The organism is Microbacterium testaceum, from assembly GCF_006539145.1.
Taxonomy (GTDB): Bacteria; Actinomycetota; Actinomycetes; order Actinomycetales; family Microbacteriaceae; genus Microbacterium; species Microbacterium testaceum.
In genome coordinates this window covers 24,579-45,089 of record NZ_BJML01000011.1, presented here as the reverse complement: position 1 = coordinate 45,089, position 20,511 = coordinate 24,579, and the positions used below count along the sequence as shown (strand labels likewise).

Here is a 20,511-nt window from a genome sequence, read left to right as displayed (position 1 = left end):
TCGGTGCATGACCGTGATACGCCCGAGGGCGGCACGGTGTAAGCCGTCATGGTGTTGTACGCGGGTGGAGGGTCGAACGACCAACGAGTCGCTCTATGCGGCGGCGTCGAGACCTTCCGGGATGCCGTAGCCCGAGCCCCAGGAGCGGCCATAGACCTCGGGGTCGGAGACGATCGGGATTGAGTAGAAGGTCGACTCCATGAGGCGGCCAATCTCCCGGATGACGTCCTCGGCATCGGCCGCGGGGGCCTGCGCGATGAGTTCGTCGTGGACGGGAAGGAGGAGCGTGTCGCCGAGCCCGGCGTCGAAGATGTCGACGATGGCCTGCGCGAGGAGGTCGCGCGCCGTGGACTGGACGACGTAGTTGGTCGCCGCGTAGAGCCGGTCGCGGTCCAGCGGAAGATGCCGCCCCGAGACGGTGACGACCTCGCGCTTGCCGTACTGCGCGCGGCTCTGCAACTTGGCGCCGTATCGCTTGATGCCGGGGAAGGTCGCGTCGTAGGCGCCCATGGCCGGGCGGACGTCGTCGATGGGCACGCCGGTCTGCCGGGAGACGGTGGCCGCGCCTCCGCCGTAGACCTTGCCGAAGCCGATGGCCTTCGCGACCTTTCGCTGACGCTTCGTGAAGTCGGGGCCGAAGACTCGAGCGGCGGTGAAGTCGTGGAGGTCGGTCCCGGACTTGATTGCCTCCATGAGCGTCTTGTCCTGGCAGAGCGCCGCGAGCACTCGCATTTCGACCTGGGAGTAGTCGGCCGCGATGATGAGGTGCCCCGGGTCGGCGATGAGCGCGCGCCTGATCTGCCAGTCGCCCGAGGGGAGCTGCTGCAACGGCGGGCGGCTGATCGACATGCGCGCGGTGCGCGCCTGTAGGCCGCCGATGAAGGGGTGCAAGCGGTCGTTGGAGTCCTTGAGGTCGAGGAACGCCCCGACGTAGGACTTGCGCCACTTGTCGGCGCGCTTGGAGCGGAGGACGGCGTCGGCCAGCGGGTTCGGCGTCCGGGCCTCGATCCGCTGCCATTGGTCATCCAGGTCGGCGAGCGGCATGAGGACGCCCTTGTCGACCTTCCAGGCCCCGGCGTCGGTGCGCTCCGTCAGCTTCTCGCCCATGCCGAGAAGGGCCTCCGACACCTGAGCGGTCGAGCCGACCTTCTCGACGCCGTAGCGCCGGGCGACGGTGGCGAACTTCTCGGCCTCGTCCTCAAGCGTGGCGTCGAGCTGCTGCACGTAGGGGACGTCGATGAGAAAGCCGCGCCGCTCCATGACCATGAGGAGGCCTTGGAGGTGGTGCTCGAACTTGGACAGGCCGCCCATGCCCAGGTCCTTGACCGTCGGCGCCAGCTCCGCGAAGAGGCGAGAGCCGAGGATGACGTCCAGGCCGGCATAGCGCACGTAGGTCGGATGGTCGATCGGGATGAAGCGCCAGCCGTTGCCTTTCGTGCAAAGCTTGCCCTCGTCGTCGCGGATCGTGCGGAAGACGGCGTTGAGGCCGTCTCCGGTATCGGGGGCGGAGTCGTCGACGTAGATGGCCGAGAGCGGCTTGAGGCCGAGCCCGGCCCCGCCCTCGTCGGGCTGCCGGGGGTCGAGGAGGTGCGCGAAGATGCGCGTATCGAAGACGCGGGCGTTGAGTTCCTCGATCGTGACGCCGACGTGCCGGTCGATGACCTTGAGGTCGAACGGGGCATTGTGCGCCGTGAAGAAGCGCGGTTGCCGGAGTACCTGAGCGATGACGTCGAGGAAGAGGTCGGCGCGGAGTACCCACGCCTCCCGGCCGTTGCCGACCTGGAAGAGGCGGAGCTGGAAGCCGGGGGAGTAGATGTCGAGGCCGGTCGTCTCCGTGTCGATGCAGAGCACCTTGTCGCCCTGGCCGAGGAAGGCCCACAGCCCGGCTAGCTCAGAGCGGCGCTCCGGCATGAAGATCGAGCACTCGTCCCCGGCGATGGTGTGCGTGTAGTGGATCAAGGCGAGGCCTCCGGGGGCTGAGGGACGGGCGGGAGCTGGTGCGCGGCGGAGAGTGCCTCGACGACGTGCGGCGGGTAGCGCATGACGTCGAGGCGGATGAGCGCGCACGCGGGGCAGCCCGGGACGGGCGAGCGATGGCTCTGCGTGAGGTGGGAGTGGTGGGGGCGGCGGGGGCGATCGGTTGGACCGCCGGTCATGTTCGTGTGCATCGGACCTCCTGGAACGACGACGAGCCCCGCCCCTCGCGCGGGATGGCGAAGGGCGGGGCAGATGAGCGGGACGCGGAGGCGGGCTACCGGGAGCGGTTCTCCGCGGCGTCGGCGATGACCGTGGCGAGGCTGTACTCGACCCCGGCGTCACGAGCGGCGTCGATGAGGGCGTCGCGCTTGATCGTCGCGGCGGAGCCGGTCGACTCCCCGGTCAGCGGCTCGAGGCACGAGAGCGCGATCCAGTGATCTTGAGCGCCCGCCTTCTTGGCCCGGACGTCGCCGTCCCGATCGGGGTGCGGCTCCGTGAGGACGACGAGGTCGCCGAGGGCGAACCACGAGGAGGTGTCGCCGTTGTTGTACGTCGGGTGGTCGCTCTTGACGCGGTGGGTGGGGGTGAAGTTCGGCATGCGGTCTCCTTACAGGCCGTGCGTGCGGACGAGGGCGAGCATCGTTTCGACGGACACCATGGCGCTCTGCGCGATGTCGTACTCGTTGCCACGGAAGCGGACCATGGCGTCTCCCTCTTCGTCCGGGCCGGAGAGGAAGTCGACGACGTCGCCCTCACGCGGGGCGGCGGGGCCGTCCTCCTCGTCGAGGAAGAAGCGGGCGCCCCCCTGCGTGAAGTAGGGGCGCTCCACGATGAAGAAGCGCTGAGCGTTGCGGGTGTTGGTGTCAGCCATGAGGGCCCTCTCTTAGATGGCGTCGTCCAGGTCGGCGCCGGTGATTTCTGTTGCAGAGGAGACCGCCTGAGTGCCCGCGGCTGCCCGGGCAATTTCTGCGTCCTGGTCGCCCTCCTTCACGGCATCCGTTCGGCGGGCCCGTCGGACGCCCTCGAAGGCCACGCCGGAGGCGGTCTTGACCTTCACGAGCTTCCGCTCCTCGAGCGCCGAGAAGAACGTTCGCCGGGTCCAGCGCTCGCGCTGCGGGAGGTTCTCCTCGTCGGCCCACTCGAGGTAGGCCTCGAAAAGGGTTTTGCCCGAGACGCGGCCCGCCTCGCCGTCGGCGACGAAGATGCCGGGCAGGAAGCCCGCCAGGGCGTCGGAGGTCTCGCGGTATTCCTTCGTGTGTGCACTGACGGTCTCGGGGTCACGGAGGCCGTGGGCGTACCACTCGATAGCCCCGGCCACGGCCCAGGCGAAGATGCCCTCGGCCTCGGCGAGGAGCTTGTCGCCGAGACGACCGTCGCGCTCGTGCGGCGCGAAGAAGCGCTCCCAGGGGATGAACTTCACGCGACGCCATAGGCCGTCATCCTGCCCGCGAAACTCCGGTTTGGCGTTGGTCGCCAGCATGAGGAGGAAGGTGGGGCGGAACTCGAAGAACTCCTTGCGCATGAAGCGTGCGGAGATAAGGTCGCGGCCGGTGACGCGCTTGAGCACGGCCTCGGCCATGCGCTTACCCGCCTCGCCCTCGGATGCCATGACGAGACGGGCGCCCTTGAGCGCGGCGAGGTCGTTGGGGATGCCGCCAGAAGGGCGCTCCTCGAAGGTCGAGAAGGGCGTAGTGGTCGTCAGCTCTCGGAAGACCTCCGTGAGCGTGTCGGTGAAGACCGACTTGCCGTTAGCGCCGCCGCCCCAATGGACGGCGAAGCATTGCTCGGCCGTGCTGCCCGTGATGCCGTAGCCGACGAGACGGCGCATGTAGGCGGGGAGGTCGGGGTAGGCGGGGAAGACCTCGTCGAGGAACGCCTCCCATCGCGGCGCGGTGGCGCGGGGGTTGTAGTCCAGCTCCACGCGGCGCGTCAGAAGGAGGTGCGGGTCGTGCGGGCGGAGCTCGCCGGTCTTGAGGTTGACGACGCCGTTGCGGCACGCGAGAAGTTCCGGGTGCTTGTCGAAGTCCTCGAGCGACGCGGGCACGCCCCGGACCGCTTGCAGCTCGCGGAGCATGGAGTCGATGCCGCGCGTCGTTTGGACGTGCTGGGAGTAGCGCTGGAAGCGGCCGGCGCGCTTCTTGTTGCGCTCGCGTTCCTCCTCGGTCGCCCCCTCGGTCGCGGCCTTGGACGCCTCGAGGGCGAGGCGCTTGACGATGTCGGCGACCTCCTGCGCGTGCGTGCGCGTGGCCTGGCGATCGTCCTTGCGCCAGACGCCGGAGTCGAGGAGGAGGAAGCCGACCTCCTCGGTGTACTTCACGCCGGAGCCGATGCTCTCGACGTAGTCGCGGAGGTAGCGGGCGCCGCCGAGGTCGGAGAGAGCGTAGACGCGCTCGTCCCACGCCAGGAGGGAGGCCTCGCGGGATGCCACGGGCTTCGCCTCGGCGATGGCGCGGATGACCTCGCGCGAGAAGGCGGCGGGGTTCTGAGCGCGCCAGTCGGTCAGGTCGAGGCCGTCGCCGAGGTCGAGCACGCGGACACGGACGCCTCGAGCGACGAGGCCCTCGGCCAGGGTCGCGGAGAAGCGACGGCCGGCGGGGTCGCCGTCTCCGGCGACGATCGCCTCACGGTCGCCGAGCCATCCGGCCACCTCGTCGACGATCGCGGGGTTGCCCGCGTGGGATGCCCCGGCGATGCCGATGGTGTCGTAGCCGAGGGCGGCGCCGGTCAGGGCGTCACCGGGGCCCTCACAGATAAGCACCTCGGGCCAGCCGGAGGCCCCGGGGAAGAAGCCGGTCTTGGCCCAGGAGCCACCCTCGGGCGACTTGGGGCCGAGCCAACGGACGGCGGCGTCCTTCTCGAGCGCGCGGGCCTGGAAGTTGCGGGCGACGCCGTCGGGGTCGCGGAACGGGACGACGAGGCGGGGGCCGCCACCGATGTCGTCGACGTAGCCGAGGCCAAGACGGTAGACGTCGTCAGCGCCGAGACCGAATCGGTCGGCGGCGTAAGTGAAGGCTTCATCCGCCTCGGGCACGCGCGTCCCGGTCACGAGGGCGGAGGCATAGCCGTCGAGGCGCATCGCGAGGCCCGCGATGGCGGCCGGGGTCGCCGGGAGCGCCACGGAGGCCTTCTTCGTCGCCGGGATCGAGTCGTCGACGCGCATGCGGGCGAGGTCGCGCATGGTCATGCCGACCTTCTCGACGACGGCCGGGGTCTGGCATCCGGCGCGGCACTTGAGGAGGACGTTGCCGGTCTGGCCGATCGTGACGCGAAGGGAGTTGTGGGAGTCGGCGTGAGCGGGGCACGGCGCGAGGTAGCCGTCGGCGGTCTCCTCGACGCCGTCGAACTTGGAGAGGAAGTCGGTGAGAGTCATGGGGCTCCAATGGGAGGGACGGAGGACAGAGAGGAGACCGCCTGAGCGGCCGTGCGCGCCTACTTCTCGAGCTGCGCTAGGCGCTGCGCGTCCTCGGCGGCCACCTCGAGGCGGAGAAGGACTTCGGAGAAGGTGGCGAGCGGCATGACGGCATAGACGTCCGCGGCGCTCTTGCGCGGGCGCTTGACGAAGGCGACGGGCAGGGCGTCCGCGCTCACGCGCTTCGCCTGGACGACCGCGCCGTCGACGCCCTCGCGGAGCGCCGTGGGAAGGTCGCGGTAGTTCTTCGCCTGGCCGACGAAGGGGTCGATGCCGTGGACGTCGCCGACGTCCAGCGCGCCGGTCTGCGCGACTCGGCGGGCCGGGATGCCGCGCTCGTTGAGGTAGCGGACGACGGCCGTCTCGTGGGCGGTGCCCTTGGCCTTGGCGGGGTTGCTCACAGGGCCCAGGTCTTCCCGCATTCGCACCGGACCAGCACGCCCCGCGCGGACGGATCGAAACCGGGCACGCTCACCTTCCGGCGGCCCTGAATGTGGCCGAGAAGGTAGCGGTGGAGAAGCCGCGTCACGCGAGGGCCTTGATCTTCGCCGGGATGAAGCCCGCCCAGGAGTCGACCTCGTTGCCCTCGTCGTCGTGAACGGTGACGATCGGCGCCGACAGGAGCGGGGCGGGGCGCGACTTGAACGCCTCGAGGAGGTGCGCGTTCTCGGGGAGGTCGATGCCCTCGAAGACCTGGACGTCGACGCCCTCGAGCTTCGCGGCCTCGCGACAGGTGAGGTCACACTGGGGGCAGGAAGAGAGGGTCTTGGTGTAGATGCGGAGTTCCATGGGGTGCCTTTCCGGCAGACGGGAAGGCCCCCGCCCATGCGCGAAGCGTGGACGGGGGCCAGAGGAGGGAAGGTGTTACTTGTTGAGGCGGTTGAGCGCGCCGAGGACGAGCCACACGCCGGCGAAGCTCGCCACGGTGGAGAGGAAGACTCCCCATCCGGTCAGGCCCAGGAGGGCCGGGAAGACGAGGATGCCGAGCGCGAGCGGGATGCCGACGTAGATGCCGAGGGCGACGACGACGGCGAGGATCGCGAAGAGGATGGCGGCGAAGACGACGCCACCCTCCGCGGCACGCTTGCGGGGCGGGTTGAGCGCGGTGAGCTTCGCGGCGACCGTGCTCACGCGGCGCCCTTGAGGACGAGCTCGCTCTTGGTGTAGCTCACGGTCTTGCCCTTCATCGGGCCGTTCTTGGCGACGAAGGAGACGGGCTCGAGCTTGAGGAGCGCCTTGACGGGGCCCTCGGCGGCCTCGAGTTCGTCGACGACGCCGTTGTAGGCCAGGTCGGAGGCGAAGCCCCAAGAGCCCGTCTTGAACTTGAAGATGCCGAGGTCGGGCTCATCGGCGAGGCGGAAGTAGAGGTCGATATCGGGGATGGCCCCGGTCTCCTTCTTGGCCTTGCGCTCGGCGAAGGTCAGCTCGGCATCCGGGTCGGCCTCCTCGGTGGGGTTGCCCTGATCGTCGAGGATGTTGGCGCCGTCGCTCACGTAGATCGGTTTGCCCGAGCGCCCCCACAGCACCATGCGCTGACGGAGCGCCTTGGCGTCCGCGATGATGATGGGCACCTCGTTGGAGGCCGTGAAGACCTCGAGGTTGTCCTCGCCCTTGGCGGCCCACTCCTGGGGCTCGTCGCCGCCCAGGAGGTCGTGAATGACCTTGGCGACGTCGGGGTCGCCGGTCGTGACGCGCCACTCGTTGAGCGAGGCGGGGCGGTCGTTGATGGTGTGGCCGGAGCGGAAGCGCCCGACGACGTCATCGGCGAAGCGCTCGCGGGGCTTCGGCTGCGTCTCGGGGTCGGTGCCCCAGATTTTGAGTCCTGCCATGGTGTCTGTCTCTTCTCTGCGTTTCGATGCGCCGGGGAGGCGCGCGATTGGGACACAGAGGAGACCGCCTGGGGGCGTCGGGCTGCCCATAACACACGAAGGCCCCCTCCCGCAAGAAGCGAGAGAGGGCCAGGGTGTTAGACGTCGTAGACGTCCAGGCGGTCACGGAGGTCGAAGAGCTTCGGGTCGCGAGGCTCGTAGGCCTCCTCGAGCGGGAGGGTCACTCGGGGATGACGACGCCGCCGGGCGTCTTGAGGGGGCCGTAGGTCGCACGGAGCGACGCGAGCGACTCGTAGCCCGTTGCGTCGGGTCCGTCTTCCTCGAGGGCGTACTCCCCATTGGGCCGGAGCGTCCAGCGGTCGCCGTCCGTGTCGATGACGGCCTCGGGCTTGAGCGGAGCCACGGGCTCCACGACGAGGCGGGTGAGGCCGCCGAACATGCGCGAGAGGCTCGCCATGGGCTCGACTCGGTGGATGGCGTAGCCCGCGTCGGTGAAGCTGCCGACGGTCGGACCGGCGGACCCGGCGCCGATGTCGACGCGGCGAGCCCCGTTCGCGATGCGAGTGGTGCCCCGGACGACGTTGTCGCCCTTCTTGAGGACGATCGTCTCGCCGTCGCTCAGGTCGGCGATGCGGGCGACGCGGGTGAGGGTTTCGGATGCTGTGCTCACAGGAAGGCTCCTTCGGTCTTCACGGGGCCGTGGTCGGCCTTGATCATGTCGAGCGTCTTGGTCAGGTGGCGGAAGGTGTAGGTGCCGTCCGGGTTGCGGGTCCAGGCGTCGCCGTCGGCGTCGATGACCTTCTCGGGGCCGGAATCGACGGTCGGCCCGGGGACGACACGGGTGAAGGGACCGAAGGAGCGCTCGGCGCGCTCGGGCGTGAAGCGTCCGCCGTCCCAGGCGATCCAGTTCTCTCCGGTCCCGTGGGTCGTGCGGAGCCAGTCGCGTCCGCGTGCGTCCTTGTAGTGGCCGGGCTCGGTCGGCATCGGGGGCTTGGAGGTGACCTTCTCGACGACGTAGCCCGCGTCGAAGAAGGCTGCGAGGCGGGGCCTCGAGTGGGAGATTCCGATGTCGAGGGCGCGGGTGCTGCCGGGCATCACGACCTTCGCACGGAGGACGTTGGTGCCCTTCGTCACGACGACTTCGTCGCCGTCAGCGATGTCGGTGATGTTGACGATGCGGGTACGGGTCTCGTCGGTCATGCTGCGGCCTTTCGGGTGCGCGGGGCGGGGGTGGAGGTGGAGAAGAGGGAGAGGAGGGCCGTGCGGTGGACCGCGACGGGGGCGACGGAGCCGTCCCACTCGACGAGGAGACGACCTCCGGGGAGGGTCGTCTTGACCTTCCCGTGCCGCTTCGAGTTGGCGACATCGGCGACGAGCGAGCCCGCCGCGAGGGTCTTGGGCGGCTCGGGGAAGAGGTGGACGGGCCCGAGGGGGCGCTTCTTGCGGGGCGTGATGGGGTCGGTCATGCTGCGTTTCCCTTCGGGAAGTCGTCGCCCTCGAGGAGGGCCTTGAAGGACGTGCGGGCGGCGGTGTGCCAGGCGATGAGACCCTCGGGGTTGTCGAAGCCCGGCGCGGCGAGGGAGCCGTTCTGACGGAGGAAGTCGAGCGCCTCGGCCGCGTGCTCGAGACGGGAGAAGGGCAGGATGGGCACGGCGCCGAGCCCAGGAACGGCGGAGAGGTCTTCCAGGCCCCAGCGCGCGGCGTTGAAGAGCGAGAAGCGCTTCTCCCCGCCGGTCAGGCCGTAGCCGCGTTGGATGCCGGAGCCCCACCATTCGCCGAAGTGGCGGCCGGGGCCGAGCGTTGCGACGAGGGCCGCCGCGTTCTCGAGCACGAAGCGCGCGAAGCCCGCATTGTCGCGATCGGGCGTGATGAAGCGGTTGCGGCTCTGCGCGAAGACGACGTGCTCGTCGACGACGTTGATGATGTTGTGCCGGTCGCCGTCGAAGAAGCTGACGGTGCCGTCCTCGAGGATGATCCGGTCGACGGCCTCGGTCGGGAGGATGACGACGGCGGCGTTGGTGCCGTCGATTTTCTCCGTGAATACGACGTCACGGTTGAGGCGGGGCGTCTTGGGCCAGGGCTCGAAGGGGATGGCGCTCACAGGGTCACCGCCAGCGTCACGAGCGCGGCGATGACCGCGGAGCCGAGGAGCATGGCGCCGAGTGCGACGCCCGGCGTCAGGGGGTCGCGCGGCTTACCGATGCGGAACGGCGTGGCGAGGACGCCCAGGAGCATCCACGCGGCCAGGGCCCACAGGGCGACGATGACGGCCAGGCTCACGCGGCCACCTCCTCGCGGCGAGCCGAGCGGCGGAGCGCGCGATCCTGCGCGGCATCCGCGAGGGCGACGAGGCGGCGGCCAGCACGGTTGAGGTCGTAGCCCGTCTCGCTGCGGCCCGAGGCCAGCCCGCGGGCACGGCGCTCCTGGCGCTTGCGGACCGCGCGATCGGCGACCGACTCGAGGCCGGGGTAGACGTGCTTGCCCGTGCGGTTGAGCCCCATGAGAATCGCGCGCTGGAAGGTGTTGGAGGTGGTCATGTGGTCCCTTTCAGTCGAGGAAGGTGGAGAGGATGGCTTCGGCCAGGAGCGGCGGGACCGCGTTGCCGATTTGGAGGAAGCGGCGGGTCTTGGTGCCCTGGAAGGGGAAGGGGCGCGGGTAGCTTTGTAGGACGGCGCACTCCTCGGGGGAGAGGCGTTGGGACTCGCCCGTCTTGGCGTCGACCCACTCGAATCCGCCTCGCGGGTGCCCGTCGTGACCGACGAGAGTGAAGGCGGGGGAATCGGCGCGTCGGTCGGGCCGCGTGCCGTATAGCGCGGTTCGCTTCGCGGTCTGCGGTTTGCGGGCGACCCAATCCGCTCGCGCGGTGTACCGTGCGAGCTTGGCGATGGGTTCTGCGCCGCCCGTCTCCGTGCCGCCCCCGGTGACTGTCGGGGAGGGACGCCGCTCCATGCCCCAGCCGAGGGCGTCGGCCATCGAGACCCACGGGAGGACGCCCTCGTCGAGGCGCTGCGGGTCGCGCGAGTAGTAGCGCGAGTGCGTCGGCGTCGGCAGCTTCGCCGGGGCTCCGTCGCGGCGAGCGACGAGGATGGCGCGGCGGCGAGTCTGGGGCACGCCGTACTGCTCAGCGTTGAGGAGGCCGACGGCGACGGAGTAGCCCATCGACCGCATGACGTCGGCGTATGCCTCCCAGACCGGCAGGACCGAAGGCACCTGCTCGAGCGCCACGAAGCGCGGACGATCGCGCCGAATGTAGGCCAGCGGGACGAGGACGAGCGCCGTGCGCGGGTCGAGACCCGACGTGGAGCGCTTGAGGAGGAAGGGGTCGGCCCAGACGCGAGCGCGGATGAGGCCGAGCACCTCGTCGAGCGCCTTGCGCCCGGCGCCCTTGCCCGCGGCCGAGAAGGTCTGACAGGGCGGGGAGGCGATGAGGAGGTCGTAGTCGGCGAGGAGGTCGTAGGCGGCTGCCGAGAGGAACGACTCCGAGAGGAGGCCGTCCCACACGTCGCGGAAGATCGTGGAGAAGCCTGCGGCGTCGCGAGTGGCGACGGCCTCGTCCATGATTTCGACGCCGTGCTCGTCGATGCCGAGGCGGTGGCAGGCGACGCCCCAGCCGGAACCGGCGAAGAGGTCGAGTGCGTTGAGCTGCGGGGTCATGCAGAGGAGACCGCCAGGGTGCCCACGGCTGCCCAGACAATTTCCGGCGGGCGGGCTCCCTAAGCGGACGCCGGCCGAGTGTCAAGCCCCACGCATGAAGTTTTGCGCGAATGCGCTAGTTTGCCGTATAGTCAACGGCGTTAGGGAGTTCGTCAGGGCTCGAGCGGAAAGCTCGCCAGGACGACGAAAGGCCCCCTCGAGTGCGGTTGGGGAACCGTGGGGACTCGAGGGGGCCTTCTTTTTGCCTAGGCGGCGGTTGCGGGCTTCGCGATGCCCGCGGGACGCGACACGGCCGGGCCGGGCAGGCTCGGGCGATCGTGGCCCCGGTAGTAGGCCGAGTCCCGGAGGACTTCGGCGATGCGCTGGGAGCGGCGGGCTCCCATGTGGGGGAGGAGCTCGCACATGATCGCCTCAGCCCGAGGGCCCGACACCTCCGCGTGCCACGTCGGCGACGCCGGAGCGCGCTTGAGCGACGAGCGGACGGTCGTGTCCATGAGGCTCGCGGCGCGGCCGACGACGTCGCGATCGGTCATGGCGAGGCGGACGCGGGGATAGCGACCGCGATGGGCGTCGAAGGCGCCTTCTCCCTCGAGGAGGCCCGCGAGCCAAAGGAGGTCATCGCGGTCTCCGTGGATGATGGTAGAGGTCACGGGGTGGGCACCTCCGTCCACGCCTCGGCGCGGATGGCCTGCACGACGGCGGTCGAGTCCTTTCGCCAGTACCGGGGCGCGGTCTCGCGCTTCGCTTGCGCCTTCGCGGCCCCTAGGGTGCCGTAAGGGCCATGGGTGACAGTGATCGTCGGGAGAACGCGGCCACGGGATCGCTCGATGTGCTCCGTCGTGTGCGTGTGCGTGACGACGACGCGGTAGGCGACGGGCTCGTCGGTCTTGAGGAGTGCCCGTGTCATGCGGCCACCTCCGGGAGGCGAATGAAGCGCTTGAGGGAGTCGTCGATCGTCGACGTCGCCTCGTGGAGACGGCTCGTGTGCGTCTCGACGCGGAGGACCGTGCGCTTCTCCGTGATCCTCTCGACGCGGCCGACGACGAGGTTGGGCCCGTTCCAGGAGTTCACGGCGGCGGCCACGCGGTCGCCGACGCGGACCCACTGGTCGAGGCTATCGAGGACGTGGTCGCGGCTCACTGCTTGCCGACCTCGAGGTCGAACTCGGGAAGGATGCTCTGGGGCTTGAGGATGACGCGCGTGTGATAGACACTCACGTCGATCGGCTGCTCCTGCGTGATCGAGACGGAGTCCTGGTCGCCCATGATGAAGACGTGCTTGCGGTACTCGTCGGGGCCGTAGCGACACGTCACGTCGAAGCGGCGACCCTCGGACTCGAACGAGCACCGGCCCTCAGCGAAGAAGGTGGTCTCGCCCGTGATGCCGTTGATGCCGACGATGGTGCGTTGCACCTCGAATTGCTCGGCGGCGGTGGCGATGTTGCGGGATGCCGTGTCGGCGTCCGTCGAGCACGCGGCCAGGCCCCCGCCGAGGACGGCGAGAGCGGCGAGGGTAGCGGCGATGCGGGTACGGGTCTTCATGCGGAGGTGTCCTTCGGGGTGGTCGGGAATGCGATGGCCTCGAGCGCGGCGTCGAGGTCAGCGAGTTCGGCGGTCGCGTCGGCGATGCGGCCCTTGGCGGTCTCGAGGTGTGCCTCGAGCGCGGAACGTTCGTTCTCGGCGCGGGTGAGCGAGGCTTGAGCCTCGATGCGGCGCGCGGAGAGAATCTCGAGTGCGACGCTCACGCGGCGAAGCCCGTGGTCTTGGCGCGCGGGGCGCGTCGACGAGCGGTCGCCGGGGCAGTCGAGCCGGTGCCGGGACCGGAGGCGACGGGGACGCCGACAACGGTGGGCTTCATGACGTCCCACTCGAAGACCGTGCGGAGCGCGAGGAAGAGCTTGAAGACTTCCTCGTCCGCGCGGACCGGGGTGAGGTGCCAGCCCTCCGGGCGAATGTGGAGCACGGCGGCGCCGTCACCGGGGGTGTTCGGGGTGCGGGTGCCGTCGGGGCGGAGAATGTGCTTCGCGTATCGGTAGGCCGAGAGCTGCAAGCCCACCTCAGCGTGAACGCCGGAGCGGGTCGTCTTGTTGTCGCCCCAGATGGTCATTCCGTCGATTTTGGCGCGCCAGTCGAACGAGCCCGCGTACTGGTGCTCGTCGTCCCAGACGGTCTCTTCCATGAGGAGAAACTCGGGCTGGACCGTGTCGAGGAAGTGCGCGAAGTGGTCGCGGAACGGCCGGAGGTCGTCGGACACGTACTTCATCGGCTCGCCGCCGGCCATGCGCTCGAAGACGTCGTGCGCCGCGGTGCCGATGTCGGCGGCCTTCTTCGTGTTGCGGTACGGCGTGCGCTTGAGCATGTCGATCGCGGCCTCGGGGTCGCGCGCGGCGATGGAGGCGACGGCCTCGAGGTTGTAGACGGCCTCCTCGGCGACGAGCTTGGCGGCCCAGTGTTGGAGGAAGCTCTTGTCGAGGTTCTTGAGGATGGACGTGACGCCGGGGTACTTCGCCCCGGTCGTGGGCTCTACATAGAAGCGCGAGCCTGAGCGCTTGATCGTGTTGACCTTGGGCGTTGTCACGCTTGGGGCCTCCTCTGTGTCGGGAAAAGGGACACAGAGGAGACCGCCTGGGAGGGCAGGGGTGCCCGCCCCGGGGCGGGCGGGTCGCCGCGGGGTGGGCCCTGGACGCGCAAGATGACGGAATGACGATTTGAACGTCATTTCCTATTACTTGCTCTAGAGAGCTACAAACTAAGAAGGGGAATGGAGAATGACGTTCGTTTCGTCATTTCGTCACCCTCAGGGTCATCCGATGCGATCGCGCGCCTTCCCGACGGCCTGCTCGAGGTTGGCATAGGCGTCCTGCACGAGGAGCCGATCCACGGTCGACGCGCGCGGTACGCCCGACACTCGGCTCACGGCGAGGCGCGCGAGGTTCGCCACGAGGAGCACGTCGTCGACCTCGTCGAGTTCGCTGCCGCCAGAGAAGAGACTGACAATGTGCCCGTCCCGGTCGGCCCGGCGCCGCGCACGCTCGGCGAACGAGTCGGGGTTGATGCCGATTTCCTCGGCGATGTTCGGGTGACGCTGACGGAGGACGGGGGAGACGTGATAGCGGAGGTTCGATTGCAGGCTCGGGCGGTCGCCACGCGGCACGCCCGCCTGATCGAGGGCCTCGGTGACGAAGGTGCGATAAGCGTTGGAGCGCCCGCGGTAGTCGGGCTCACCCTCGCGCGTGCGGATAATTTCGCGGGCGTCAACGAGGGCCTCGGCTACCTCCTTGGCGGCGACGGTGCGCTCGGCACCCTCGAGGGACATGTAACTCCGCATGCCGTCGGCGACGCGGCGTTGTATCTCATCTAAACGGGCAGAGGTCATGCGCTCAGAATAACCGTTGCGGCTATGACTCGCGTGCCAATACTCGCGCTAGTTCTCAAACGCCAATAGCCCCGCCTCCTGGTGTAGAAGCGGGGCTATCGGTGGCGCGGGAGCGCGTTACTTGCGGAGGTCGGCGAGGAGGGCCTCGACACGGGCGCGGAGCCCCTCGGGGGTGCCGTCGTTCTCGACCGTGCCGTCGACGGTGTAGTCGTCGAGCGCACGCTCGGTCACCTCGTCGGCGCCCGGGATGGGCGCGCCGGGACGGACGACGCGGATGATGACGCCGCCGAAGGAGCGGATGAGGTCCGCCTCGTCGGGCATGCGGACATCGGTGAAGACGAGCCGCTCGCCCCAGACGTGCGCCATGGAGTTCGTCTCGCGGTCGTACTGGCGGCGGGCGAGGGCCTTGCGGATGCGCTGCTCGGCGAGGGCGACCCACAGGCCACGGCCCCCGAGGAGGTCGTTGAGGCCCCACTTGATGCCGAGGTTATCGCGGACGGCCTGGCCGATGGCGACGAGCGAGCCGCGGACCTCGGGGTAGTCGTTCTTCGCCTCTTCGTAGCCGAGGTCGTCGACGACGTCGCGGTAGCGGAGCATGCCCTCGGTCGTGTAATCGGTCGGCGTGGCGTCCGGGTGGAGGGCGACGACGGGGTTGATGGCGCGGACGAAGTCGCGGAGCGGGTCGGCGAAGGCGGCGGGCGTGTACCCGGCCAGCGACGCCAGCTCGGCCGCGGTGCGGTCCTTGCCGTGGCGCTTGTAGCCGGTGAGGCCGATGAGAGGGAGAGTCATGGAGAGGAGACCGCCTCGCTGCCCGCGGCTGCCCAGGGACGACGAAAAGCCCCCGCTCCGGTGAGGGAACGGGGGCCAGGTGGTCAGACGCTACGCGCGAGCGACGCCGAGCCGGTGCCGGAGGCAGAGGCGGCGACGCCCTTGAGGAGCGACAGGAGCGCGCCAGAGGCGGCGCCGAGAGCAAGCGCCTCCCAGGAGGTCGGCTCGTGAATCACGAAGGTCGTGGCCGAGGCCACGGCCAGCGCGCCGCCAGCGGCGGACGTGATGACGCGCTCTCCGAGGTCGGCCCAGAAGAGGCCGGTGAAGATGGGCTTGCGGGATGCCGCGCGGATGGCGGCGAGTTCGTTGCGGGTGCTCAAGGGGCTCCTTACGGGGCAGTGAGGACGGAGACGATTTGGCCGAGACCCGCGCCCGCCACGGCGGCGGCTCCGGCGGCGGTCCACACCTTCCGCTCGAGCGAGCGGATGCGGGTTTCGTGGTCGTCGCCGCGCGTGAGGACCGTGTCGAGCTTGACCTCGACGCGAGTGAGGAACGATGCGAGCTGCGCGTCCTCGGAGGGCGGGGCGGCCTCGTTGATGACCGTGACGGGCGAGGGCATTAGAGGGCCTTGTAGTTCTCGGCCTCGGCGTGGGCGAGGGCGCCACGCATGACGGGACCGGGGACGTCGTCGCCGACGTAGCCCCAGCGGGCGCGGAGCCATCGGGCGATAGCGGCCCACATGACCGGGCCGAGCTCGTCGTTGCCCGAGTATCCCCAATTCCGGCGGAGGAACTCAGCGAAGCCCGCCATGGAGCCCGCGCCGAACTTCTGATCCGGGCCGCCGCTGTAGCCGTAGAGGGCCGCGATCTTTTGCAGGCCCGCCGTCCAGGCGATGCCGAACGGGTTGTAACCGCCGCCCTGAGCGGGCACACTCCCGGCGTTCCAGTCGACGGCAGCGGCCGGAGCCGGGGCAGGCGCGGGGCGCCCGCGGAAGGTGTAGTGCACCTTGTCGCTCGGGCCGTACCACTCGAAGCCGAACTCCTCGAGCTTGGCTCGGTCGTCCGTGAAGTTGTAGACGTCGACGGCGATGCCGCCGTCCTTGACGTGCGTCGAGGTCTCCGCGGGGCGCGCGGGCATGTAGATGCCGGGCTCGCCGCGGTCGAAGCGCCGGATCAGGTCGTTTTGCTCGGCGACCGTGCGGCCGGCGGAGTTGATGCGGATGACTCCGTGCTTGTCCTCGAGGGCGTTGATGGCGGCGGCTGCGTCGTCACGGAGCCACATTCCGGGGTGATTCTTGAGAGAGGCCATGATGTCCTTTCGGGATGCGAAAGGGCCCGCCTCGGAGTGAGACGGGCCCAGGGGGAAGAGAGGGTCAGCGAGTGGGGCGCCAGGCGCCGCCGGAGCGCACGAAGGGACGGGCTCGGCGCCACTCGCCCCCGGTCTTGATCCACGGCACGGCGGTCTTGTACTGGCCGCCCCACTTGATGCGGCCGCCCGCGAGGGTCTCGCCCTCGATCGGCCCCGCCCAGGGGGACCATCCGCGGGAGTTGCGGGAGCGGACGTAGACGTAGTGCTTCGTGCCCGGGACGAGAGAGGGCCCGGCGCCGTTGTGCGGGTTGGTGTAGCCCTGGGGGTAGGCGTCGTCCCAGACGAAAGTGCCGGAGCCCGCGGGGCCGGTCGCGTACCAGTGGGCCTGATCCTGCTCGATTGCCGCGCCCATGTTGTCGCCGCGGTCGTAGTAGACGCCGAAGGAGGTGGCCGTGACGTCGGCGACACGGAGGTTGCCGGGGGCGTTCGGCGTCTTCGGGATTCGCGGGGGCGTCTCTTCGCCGACCTGTACCCACCCCGTGCCGATTGAGTTGTGCGCGCTTGCGTTGATGTCGGCTCGAGAGGTGAAGCCCGAGCCGAAGCCCGCCCAATCATGGCCGCGGTTGAAGTACCCGGACCAAAGCACGGTGTATTGGTCGTTGCGGTTGGCGAAGGGGATCGTCCACGAGCCCTCGACGTAGTGGCCGCCGAAGTTGGCCGACCAATAGAGGCGCGAGTCGGTGTAGGAGCCCCAGCCGTTGCCGTAGTACCGGACCTCGCCGTAGTAGCTCGTGAAGTTGCCGTCGTAGTTCTGGCCGGTGCGGTAGCAATTGATCCACACGCGCTGATTGCCGGAGCCGCTGAGGTCTGCGGAGCCTTCGGTCATGGGTGCTCCTTAGATGACTTGGAAGTAGATGTCGCCGTCGACGCCGTCGGCGTTGTTGGGCGCGGCCGTACCGGAGCGGATGCCGAGGTTGTTGCGCGCCCCGGCGGTGGTCTGCGCGCCCGTGCCGCCGTCGGCGATGCCGAGGACCGCGGGCAGGAGGCCGCCCCACGCGGAGCCGTCGTGGCCCTCCCAGCGGGAGAGCTCCGTGTTGAAGCCGATACGGCCGACACGCGCGGTCGGGCGCTTCGCCGTCGTCCACACGCCGACGCGCGAGGACAGGAAGCTCCGGCGGTCGGTGACGTTCGCGGAGGTGATCGTCGCGGCGCCCGCGGCGACGTTGACCGTGCCGAGGAGTTCCTCATAGACGCCGTTGCGCTGCTGCGTGAGGGCGGGGGCCGTAGCGTTCGTACCGGCCGTGCCTTGCTTCACGACGAGGCGCACCACGGCGGGGCTCTGCGAGAAGTCGCGCCGGAGGATGACGGCGTCGACGCGGGGGTTGGTCGTGGCGTTTCCGCCGATGGTGAGCGTCTCGGTCGCGGTCGACAGGAACGCCGAGCCCGCGACGACCGCGAAGCCCGCGGCGACCTTCACGTTGAGCCCCGTCGAGTCGGCGTCGACGCGAAGCTCAGTCGAGTCGCGGACGCCCGTGCCGATGACGGAGTCGAAGAGTTCGGCGTATTGCGCGTCGGTGGTGGCCTCGTTCACGCGAGGCCAAGCGGTCATAGCCATGTGGCGGGTGTCCTTTCACGGCGAAGGGCCGCCCGAGACGATCGGACGGCCCTAGAAGAGGGAGGGTCAGGAGATACGGCGGACGGTGAGGGTGCCGAGGTGGGAGGCGGGCCCGTATTGAAGCGCGCCCCCTTGTCCGGCCTCGGCGCCCATGGTGATCGAGTCGCCTGCGCTCAGGGGGCCGATGTAGTGCGAAGTGGAAAAAACATCCGCCTCGCGGGAATGGTCGTGGTCCCACATGCCCCCCGCGCGGTCGGCTAGGGCGGGGCGGGAGCCCTTAATCGCGACGCCGATATAGCCGTTGGTCCCGTTTCCCCGCTGACGGCCGGCGACCTCGTAGACGCCCGACTCGGTGATGAGAATGCGCTTCGGGTCCGTGTGCGCGTCGATCGAGCCGCCGGAGTCGACGCCCTTGGCCCAGGTCACGGCGTAGGGCCCTGAGGAGTCCCCGACGTGCTCGAGCGGGCCGCCCTTCGCGCCCCACTCGGCGCCCGCGTTCGCGAACTCGACGTTTCGCTCGAGCGCAGAGACGCGCGACGTCGTCGAGATGCTCTTCGCGTCCGCGGCGGCATCCGCGTCGAACGCCGACGGGTCGCCGAGGGTCACGGAGAAGAGGACCGCGGGGCCGACGACCTTGAGGGCGGCCTCGGTCACGGCGGCCTTGGGCTCGAGGTCGTCGACGACGACGGCCACGAAGTCGCCGACGCGCCAGTCGCGAAGGTAGGTCATGGCGGAGTCGTCGGCCGGCGTGGCGCGGACGCCCGTGACCGTGGCCCCGCCCTCAGAGAGGAGAGCATCCCCGGCTTGCTCGAGTTCGGTGGCCTCGTCAGCCTGGCGCTGATCGAGGAAGCGCTCAATCGGGCGTCCCCATGCGGTCTCGGCAGCGACGGAGGCGGTCGAGGTGCGCGAGACGAGGTAGCGCTCCGTGCCCTGGCCCTGGCCCGCGACGATCGCGCGGGTAGCGGTCGGCGAGCCGTAGCCGTAGGTGACGGAGTTGAGGAGGTCGTTGGCGACGTCCATTCGGACATACGCCGAGCGGTCGGCGGGCTGCCAGACGGAGAAGACGAGGCCCTCGCCCTGCTGCGTGACGTCGAAGCGGAGTCCGCCTGCGCCCGCGATCTTGCGGAGAAGCTCGAGGAGGTTGTCGAAGCGGGGGGAGGTGGTGAGGGCGGGGCCGAGGCCCTGGGAGGGGGAGTAGACCGTGAGGCGCGAGCGAAAGCCCGTGCGCCGGGTCGCGGGGGCGGTGTCGGCGATGTTGGCCGAGACGTAGGCACGGAGGAGGTCTTCGGCGGAGCCGGTGCGGGTGTCGTTCGCGCGCGTCTGCGCGTTCGGGTCGGCGACGGCAGGGTCGGGGAAGGCCAGCGCGTCCGCGAGGACGACGGCATCCGAGACGCCCGCGATCGTCCAGGCACCGGAGAGGTCGGCGGCCGTGGCCTCGAAGGTCGCCGAGAGCATCGGCCCCGACAGGATGACGCCGTCGGGGCCCGTGATGATGAGTCCCGCGCCCTCCTTGCGGAGGTGCGTCGAGCCCTCGTGGGCGTTCCATTGGCCGGTGCTGGGGTCGAGCACCTGATCGGGGAGCTTGATTTCCCAGGAGCCCACGTCGTTCGCGCGCATGACGGTCACGAGGCCGCCGAGGTCTTCGGTCGTGAGCTGAGCGACGCGGCGGAGGTTTACGTCGCGCACCTCGACGACGAGGTCGTTGACGATCAAATGACGACCTCCATTCGGGGGCGGAAGAAGCACGTAGCCGAGGTCACGAGCGTCGCGTCCGTCATCGTGACGGAGAGCGAGGTCGAGCCCGGGGGAAGGGAGAAGAGGCGGGGAGCGGGGCCGAGACGGTTGTAGGCGTTCTTGCCGTCGGCGAGGGTCACCTTGTTCGTCCGGGTGTCGATCGTGACGATTTCGCCGACGTCGAGCGGCCCGATGCTCCACGAGGCGGAGCCCATAGTGACCGTCGCGCGCGTGGTCGGCCCGGTGAGTCGCCACGTCGGGTAGGCCGCGATTTCGCCCGGGTTGTCGATGATGAGGTCGCCCCGGGCCGAGGACGACGAGAGCCGCATTTCGGCCATGTTGGGCAGCCACGGCACGGAGGACGAGTTAGCGCCGAAGGGGAAGGTGAGCGCGTCGCGCGCGGTCCAGTAGGGATCAGGCGCGACGATACCGAGCGCGACGACCTGGACGGCGCCCGACGGGACGCGCTTGAGGTTCTCGGCGCCGGTCTCGACGACGAAGGGGAGCTCGTACTCGGTGCCGTCGGAGTAGGTCGCAACGAGACGAGGCAGAGGGCGGCCCTCGATCCGTCGGACCGCGGCGGCCAGGCGACGGAGGTTGTCGGTCATCGCGTCGGCGGTCAGACCCCAGACGTCGACGACGAGGGTGGCGGAACGGGAGGTGGCCCGGGATGCCCGGAGCCGCCCCCCGTCCGTCGTGGAGGCCACAATCTGCACCTCGCGCCCGACGAAGCCGAGGCCCGCGGTCTCGTCGTCCAGGTGGAAGGGGCTCGCGCTGCCGGCCGACGTCGCCAGCTCGAGCCGGTCGCCCGCCGGGGAGACGAGAGCGAAGGTGGGTTGCAT

31 protein-coding genes are annotated in these 20,511 nt (G+C 69.7%); all 31 read right to left on the bottom strand.

The window, feature by feature from the left end; genetic code table 11:
- Window positions 1-93 precede the first annotated feature (93 nt).
- The 31 genes from MTE01_RS14560 to MTE01_RS14410 all read right to left on the bottom strand — a co-directional run bounded on the left by MTE01_RS14560 (window position 94) and on the right by MTE01_RS14410 (window position 20,511).
- Complete coding sequence (locus MTE01_RS14560; RefSeq protein ID WP_141378193.1) at window positions 94-1,959, bottom strand: DNA polymerase; 1,866 nt, start codon at window positions 1,957-1,959, stop codon at window positions 94-96.
- Window positions 1,956-2,156, bottom strand: a complete 201-nt coding sequence (locus MTE01_RS14555; RefSeq protein ID WP_170210717.1) for a hypothetical protein — start codon at window positions 2,154-2,156, stop codon at window positions 1,956-1,958. Before MTE01_RS14555 ends, MTE01_RS14560 begins: the two co-directional genes overlap by 4 nt.
- 95 nt (window positions 2,157-2,251) lie before the next feature.
- Window positions 2,252-2,575 carry a hypothetical protein gene (locus MTE01_RS14550; RefSeq protein ID WP_141378191.1) on the bottom strand — a complete coding sequence of 108 codons (324 nt, stop codon included), beginning with the start codon at window positions 2,573-2,575 and terminating at the stop codon, window positions 2,252-2,254.
- A 9-nt stretch (window positions 2,576-2,584) separates the two neighbouring features.
- Window positions 2,585-2,848, bottom strand: coding sequence for a hypothetical protein (locus MTE01_RS14545; protein WP_141378190.1), 264 nt, complete (start codon window positions 2,846-2,848; stop codon window positions 2,585-2,587).
- A 12-nt stretch (window positions 2,849-2,860) separates the two neighbouring features.
- Window positions 2,861-5,347, bottom strand: a complete 2,487-nt coding sequence (locus tag MTE01_RS14540) for a phage/plasmid primase, P4 family (protein ID WP_141378189.1) — start codon at window positions 5,345-5,347, stop codon at window positions 2,861-2,863.
- A gap of 59 nt (window positions 5,348-5,406) precedes the next feature.
- Window positions 5,407-5,787, bottom strand: a complete 381-nt coding sequence (locus MTE01_RS14535; RefSeq protein WP_141378188.1) for a hypothetical protein — start codon at window positions 5,785-5,787, stop codon at window positions 5,407-5,409.
- 124 nt (window positions 5,788-5,911) lie between these two features.
- Complete coding sequence (locus MTE01_RS14530; RefSeq protein WP_141378187.1) at window positions 5,912-6,175, bottom strand: thioredoxin domain-containing protein; 264 nt, start codon at window positions 6,173-6,175, stop codon at window positions 5,912-5,914.
- Between the two features lie 75 nt (window positions 6,176-6,250).
- A complete protein-coding gene (locus tag MTE01_RS14525) occupies window positions 6,251-6,517 on the bottom strand; it encodes a hypothetical protein (protein WP_141378186.1) in 267 nt (88 codons plus the stop codon).
- Entirely contained in the window at window positions 6,514-7,215 is a 702-nt protein-coding gene (locus MTE01_RS14520; protein ID WP_141378185.1) for a recombination directionality factor, read from the bottom strand. The genes MTE01_RS14525 and MTE01_RS14520 overlap by 4 nt, the downstream gene beginning before the upstream one ends.
- Before the next feature lie 220 nt (window positions 7,216-7,435).
- Window positions 7,436-7,885: a hypothetical protein gene (locus MTE01_RS14515; RefSeq protein ID WP_141378184.1), complete on the bottom strand. Its 450-nt coding sequence runs from the start codon at window positions 7,883-7,885 to the stop codon at window positions 7,436-7,438.
- Window positions 7,882-8,415 carry a hypothetical protein gene (locus MTE01_RS14510; RefSeq protein WP_141378183.1) on the bottom strand — a complete coding sequence of 178 codons (534 nt, stop codon included), beginning with the start codon at window positions 8,413-8,415 and terminating at the stop codon, window positions 7,882-7,884. Before MTE01_RS14510 ends, MTE01_RS14515 begins: the two co-directional genes overlap by 4 nt.
- Complete coding sequence (locus MTE01_RS14505) at window positions 8,412-8,681, bottom strand: hypothetical protein (protein WP_141378182.1); 270 nt, start codon at window positions 8,679-8,681, stop codon at window positions 8,412-8,414. The genes MTE01_RS14510 and MTE01_RS14505 overlap by 4 nt, the downstream gene beginning before the upstream one ends.
- Window positions 8,678-9,316, bottom strand: a complete 639-nt coding sequence (locus tag MTE01_RS14500) for an RNA ligase family protein (RefSeq protein WP_218026370.1) — start codon at window positions 9,314-9,316, stop codon at window positions 8,678-8,680. Before MTE01_RS14500 ends, MTE01_RS14505 begins: the two co-directional genes overlap by 4 nt.
- A complete protein-coding gene (locus tag MTE01_RS14495) occupies window positions 9,313-9,495 on the bottom strand; it encodes a hypothetical protein (protein WP_141378181.1) in 183 nt (60 codons plus the stop codon). The genes MTE01_RS14500 and MTE01_RS14495 overlap by 4 nt, the downstream gene beginning before the upstream one ends.
- A complete protein-coding gene (locus MTE01_RS14490) occupies window positions 9,492-9,752 on the bottom strand; it encodes a hypothetical protein (protein WP_141378180.1) in 261 nt (86 codons plus the stop codon). Before MTE01_RS14490 ends, MTE01_RS14495 begins: the two co-directional genes overlap by 4 nt.
- Window positions 9,753-9,762: 10 nt before the next feature.
- Window positions 9,763-10,869, bottom strand: coding sequence for a DNA cytosine methyltransferase (locus tag MTE01_RS14485; protein WP_141378179.1), 1,107 nt, complete (start codon window positions 10,867-10,869; stop codon window positions 9,763-9,765).
- Between the two features lie 245 nt (window positions 10,870-11,114).
- Window positions 11,115-11,519, bottom strand: a complete 405-nt coding sequence (locus MTE01_RS14480; protein WP_141378178.1) for a hypothetical protein — start codon at window positions 11,517-11,519, stop codon at window positions 11,115-11,117.
- The gene (locus MTE01_RS14475) at window positions 11,516-11,776 is read right to left on the bottom strand and encodes a hypothetical protein (protein ID WP_141378177.1); all 261 of its coding nucleotides are present in this window, start codon (window positions 11,774-11,776) and stop codon (window positions 11,516-11,518) included. The genes MTE01_RS14480 and MTE01_RS14475 overlap by 4 nt, the downstream gene beginning before the upstream one ends.
- Window positions 11,773-12,009 (bottom strand): hypothetical protein, encoded by a 237-nt coding sequence (locus tag MTE01_RS14470; protein ID WP_141378176.1) that lies wholly within the window; start codon window positions 12,007-12,009, stop codon window positions 11,773-11,775. Before MTE01_RS14470 ends, MTE01_RS14475 begins: the two co-directional genes overlap by 4 nt.
- Window positions 12,006-12,410, bottom strand: a complete 405-nt coding sequence (locus tag MTE01_RS14465) for a beta-sandwich lipoprotein (protein ID WP_141378175.1) — start codon at window positions 12,408-12,410, stop codon at window positions 12,006-12,008. The genes MTE01_RS14470 and MTE01_RS14465 overlap by 4 nt, the downstream gene beginning before the upstream one ends.
- Window positions 12,407-12,613 carry a hypothetical protein gene (locus MTE01_RS14460; protein WP_141378174.1) on the bottom strand — a complete coding sequence of 69 codons (207 nt, stop codon included), beginning with the start codon at window positions 12,611-12,613 and terminating at the stop codon, window positions 12,407-12,409. The genes MTE01_RS14465 and MTE01_RS14460 overlap by 4 nt, the downstream gene beginning before the upstream one ends.
- A complete protein-coding gene (locus MTE01_RS14455) occupies window positions 12,610-13,446 on the bottom strand; it encodes a hypothetical protein (RefSeq protein WP_174799706.1) in 837 nt (278 codons plus the stop codon). The genes MTE01_RS14460 and MTE01_RS14455 overlap by 4 nt, the downstream gene beginning before the upstream one ends.
- A gap of 225 nt (window positions 13,447-13,671) precedes the next feature.
- Window positions 13,672-14,244, bottom strand: a complete 573-nt coding sequence (locus MTE01_RS14450; RefSeq protein ID WP_141378173.1) for a hypothetical protein — start codon at window positions 14,242-14,244, stop codon at window positions 13,672-13,674.
- A 117-nt stretch (window positions 14,245-14,361) separates the two neighbouring features.
- Window positions 14,362-15,033 carry a nucleoside/nucleotide kinase family protein gene (locus tag MTE01_RS14445; protein ID WP_141378172.1) on the bottom strand — a complete coding sequence of 224 codons (672 nt, stop codon included), beginning with the start codon at window positions 15,031-15,033 and terminating at the stop codon, window positions 14,362-14,364.
- Between the two features lie 83 nt (window positions 15,034-15,116).
- Entirely contained in the window at window positions 15,117-15,392 is a 276-nt protein-coding gene (locus tag MTE01_RS14440) for a hypothetical protein (RefSeq protein WP_141378171.1), read from the bottom strand.
- A gap of 8 nt (window positions 15,393-15,400) precedes the next feature.
- Window positions 15,401-15,631: a hypothetical protein gene (locus MTE01_RS14435; RefSeq protein WP_141378170.1), complete on the bottom strand. Its 231-nt coding sequence runs from the start codon at window positions 15,629-15,631 to the stop codon at window positions 15,401-15,403.
- A complete protein-coding gene (locus MTE01_RS14430) occupies window positions 15,631-16,320 on the bottom strand; it encodes a M15 family metallopeptidase domain-containing protein (RefSeq protein WP_141378169.1) in 690 nt (229 codons plus the stop codon). Before MTE01_RS14430 ends, MTE01_RS14435 begins: the two co-directional genes overlap by 1 nt.
- Window positions 16,321-16,384: 64 nt before the next feature.
- The gene (locus tag MTE01_RS14425; RefSeq protein WP_141378168.1) at window positions 16,385-17,206 is read right to left on the bottom strand and encodes a fibronectin type III domain-containing protein; all 822 of its coding nucleotides are present in this window, start codon (window positions 17,204-17,206) and stop codon (window positions 16,385-16,387) included.
- Window positions 17,207-17,215: 9 nt separating this feature from the next.
- Window positions 17,216-17,935, bottom strand: a complete 720-nt coding sequence (locus MTE01_RS14420; protein ID WP_141378167.1) for a hypothetical protein — start codon at window positions 17,933-17,935, stop codon at window positions 17,216-17,218.
- A 66-nt stretch (window positions 17,936-18,001) separates the two neighbouring features.
- A complete protein-coding gene (locus MTE01_RS14415; RefSeq protein ID WP_141378166.1) occupies window positions 18,002-19,648 on the bottom strand; it encodes a Gp37-like protein in 1,647 nt (548 codons plus the stop codon).
- The gene (locus MTE01_RS14410) at window positions 19,645-20,511 is read right to left on the bottom strand and encodes a phage distal tail protein (RefSeq protein ID WP_141378165.1); all 867 of its coding nucleotides are present in this window, start codon (window positions 20,509-20,511) and stop codon (window positions 19,645-19,647) included. Before MTE01_RS14410 ends, MTE01_RS14415 begins: the two co-directional genes overlap by 4 nt.

Coding starts and splice junctions, on each gene's coding strand:
- MTE01_RS14555 (WP_170210717.1), bottom strand. CDS start 2,156: ATGACCGGCGGTCCAACCGATCGCCCCCGCCGCCCCCACCACTCCCAC.
- MTE01_RS14550 (WP_141378191.1), bottom strand. CDS start 2,575: ATGCCGAACTTCACCCCCACCCACCGCGTCAAGAGCGACCACCCGACG.
- MTE01_RS14545 (WP_141378190.1), bottom strand. CDS start 2,848: ATGGCTGACACCAACACCCGCAACGCTCAGCGCTTCTTCATCGTGGAG.
- MTE01_RS14540 (WP_141378189.1), bottom strand. CDS start 5,347: ATGACTCTCACCGACTTCCTCTCCAAGTTCGACGGCGTCGAGGAGACC.
- MTE01_RS14530 (WP_141378187.1), bottom strand. CDS start 6,175: ATGGAACTCCGCATCTACACCAAGACCCTCTCTTCCTGCCCCCAGTGT.
- MTE01_RS14520 (WP_141378185.1), bottom strand. CDS start 7,215: ATGGCAGGACTCAAAATCTGGGGCACCGACCCCGAGACGCAGCCGAAG.
- MTE01_RS14510 (WP_141378183.1), bottom strand. CDS start 8,415: ATGACCGACGAGACCCGTACCCGCATCGTCAACATCACCGACATCGCT.
- MTE01_RS14505 (WP_141378182.1), bottom strand. CDS start 8,681: ATGACCGACCCCATCACGCCCCGCAAGAAGCGCCCCCTCGGGCCCGTC.
- MTE01_RS14490 (WP_141378180.1), bottom strand. CDS start 9,752: ATGACCACCTCCAACACCTTCCAGCGCGCGATTCTCATGGGGCTCAAC.
- MTE01_RS14485 (WP_141378179.1), bottom strand. CDS start 10,869: ATGACCCCGCAGCTCAACGCACTCGACCTCTTCGCCGGTTCCGGCTGG.
- MTE01_RS14475 (WP_141378177.1), bottom strand. CDS start 11,776: ATGACACGGGCACTCCTCAAGACCGACGAGCCCGTCGCCTACCGCGTC.
- MTE01_RS14465 (WP_141378175.1), bottom strand. CDS start 12,410: ATGAAGACCCGTACCCGCATCGCCGCTACCCTCGCCGCTCTCGCCGTC.
- MTE01_RS14450 (WP_141378173.1), bottom strand. CDS start 14,244: ATGACCTCTGCCCGTTTAGATGAGATACAACGCCGCGTCGCCGACGGC.
- MTE01_RS14445 (WP_141378172.1), bottom strand. CDS start 15,033: ATGACTCTCCCTCTCATCGGCCTCACCGGCTACAAGCGCCACGGCAAG.
- MTE01_RS14435 (WP_141378170.1), bottom strand. CDS start 15,631: ATGCCCTCGCCCGTCACGGTCATCAACGAGGCCGCCCCGCCCTCCGAG.
- MTE01_RS14430 (WP_141378169.1), bottom strand. CDS start 16,320: ATGGCCTCTCTCAAGAATCACCCCGGAATGTGGCTCCGTGACGACGCA.
- MTE01_RS14425 (WP_141378168.1), bottom strand. CDS start 17,206: ATGACCGAAGGCTCCGCAGACCTCAGCGGCTCCGGCAATCAGCGCGTG.
- MTE01_RS14420 (WP_141378167.1), bottom strand. CDS start 17,935: ATGGCTATGACCGCTTGGCCTCGCGTGAACGAGGCCACCACCGACGCG.
- MTE01_RS14410 (WP_141378165.1), bottom strand. CDS start 20,511: ATGCAACCCACCTTCGCTCTCGTCTCCCCGGCGGGCGACCGGCTCGAG.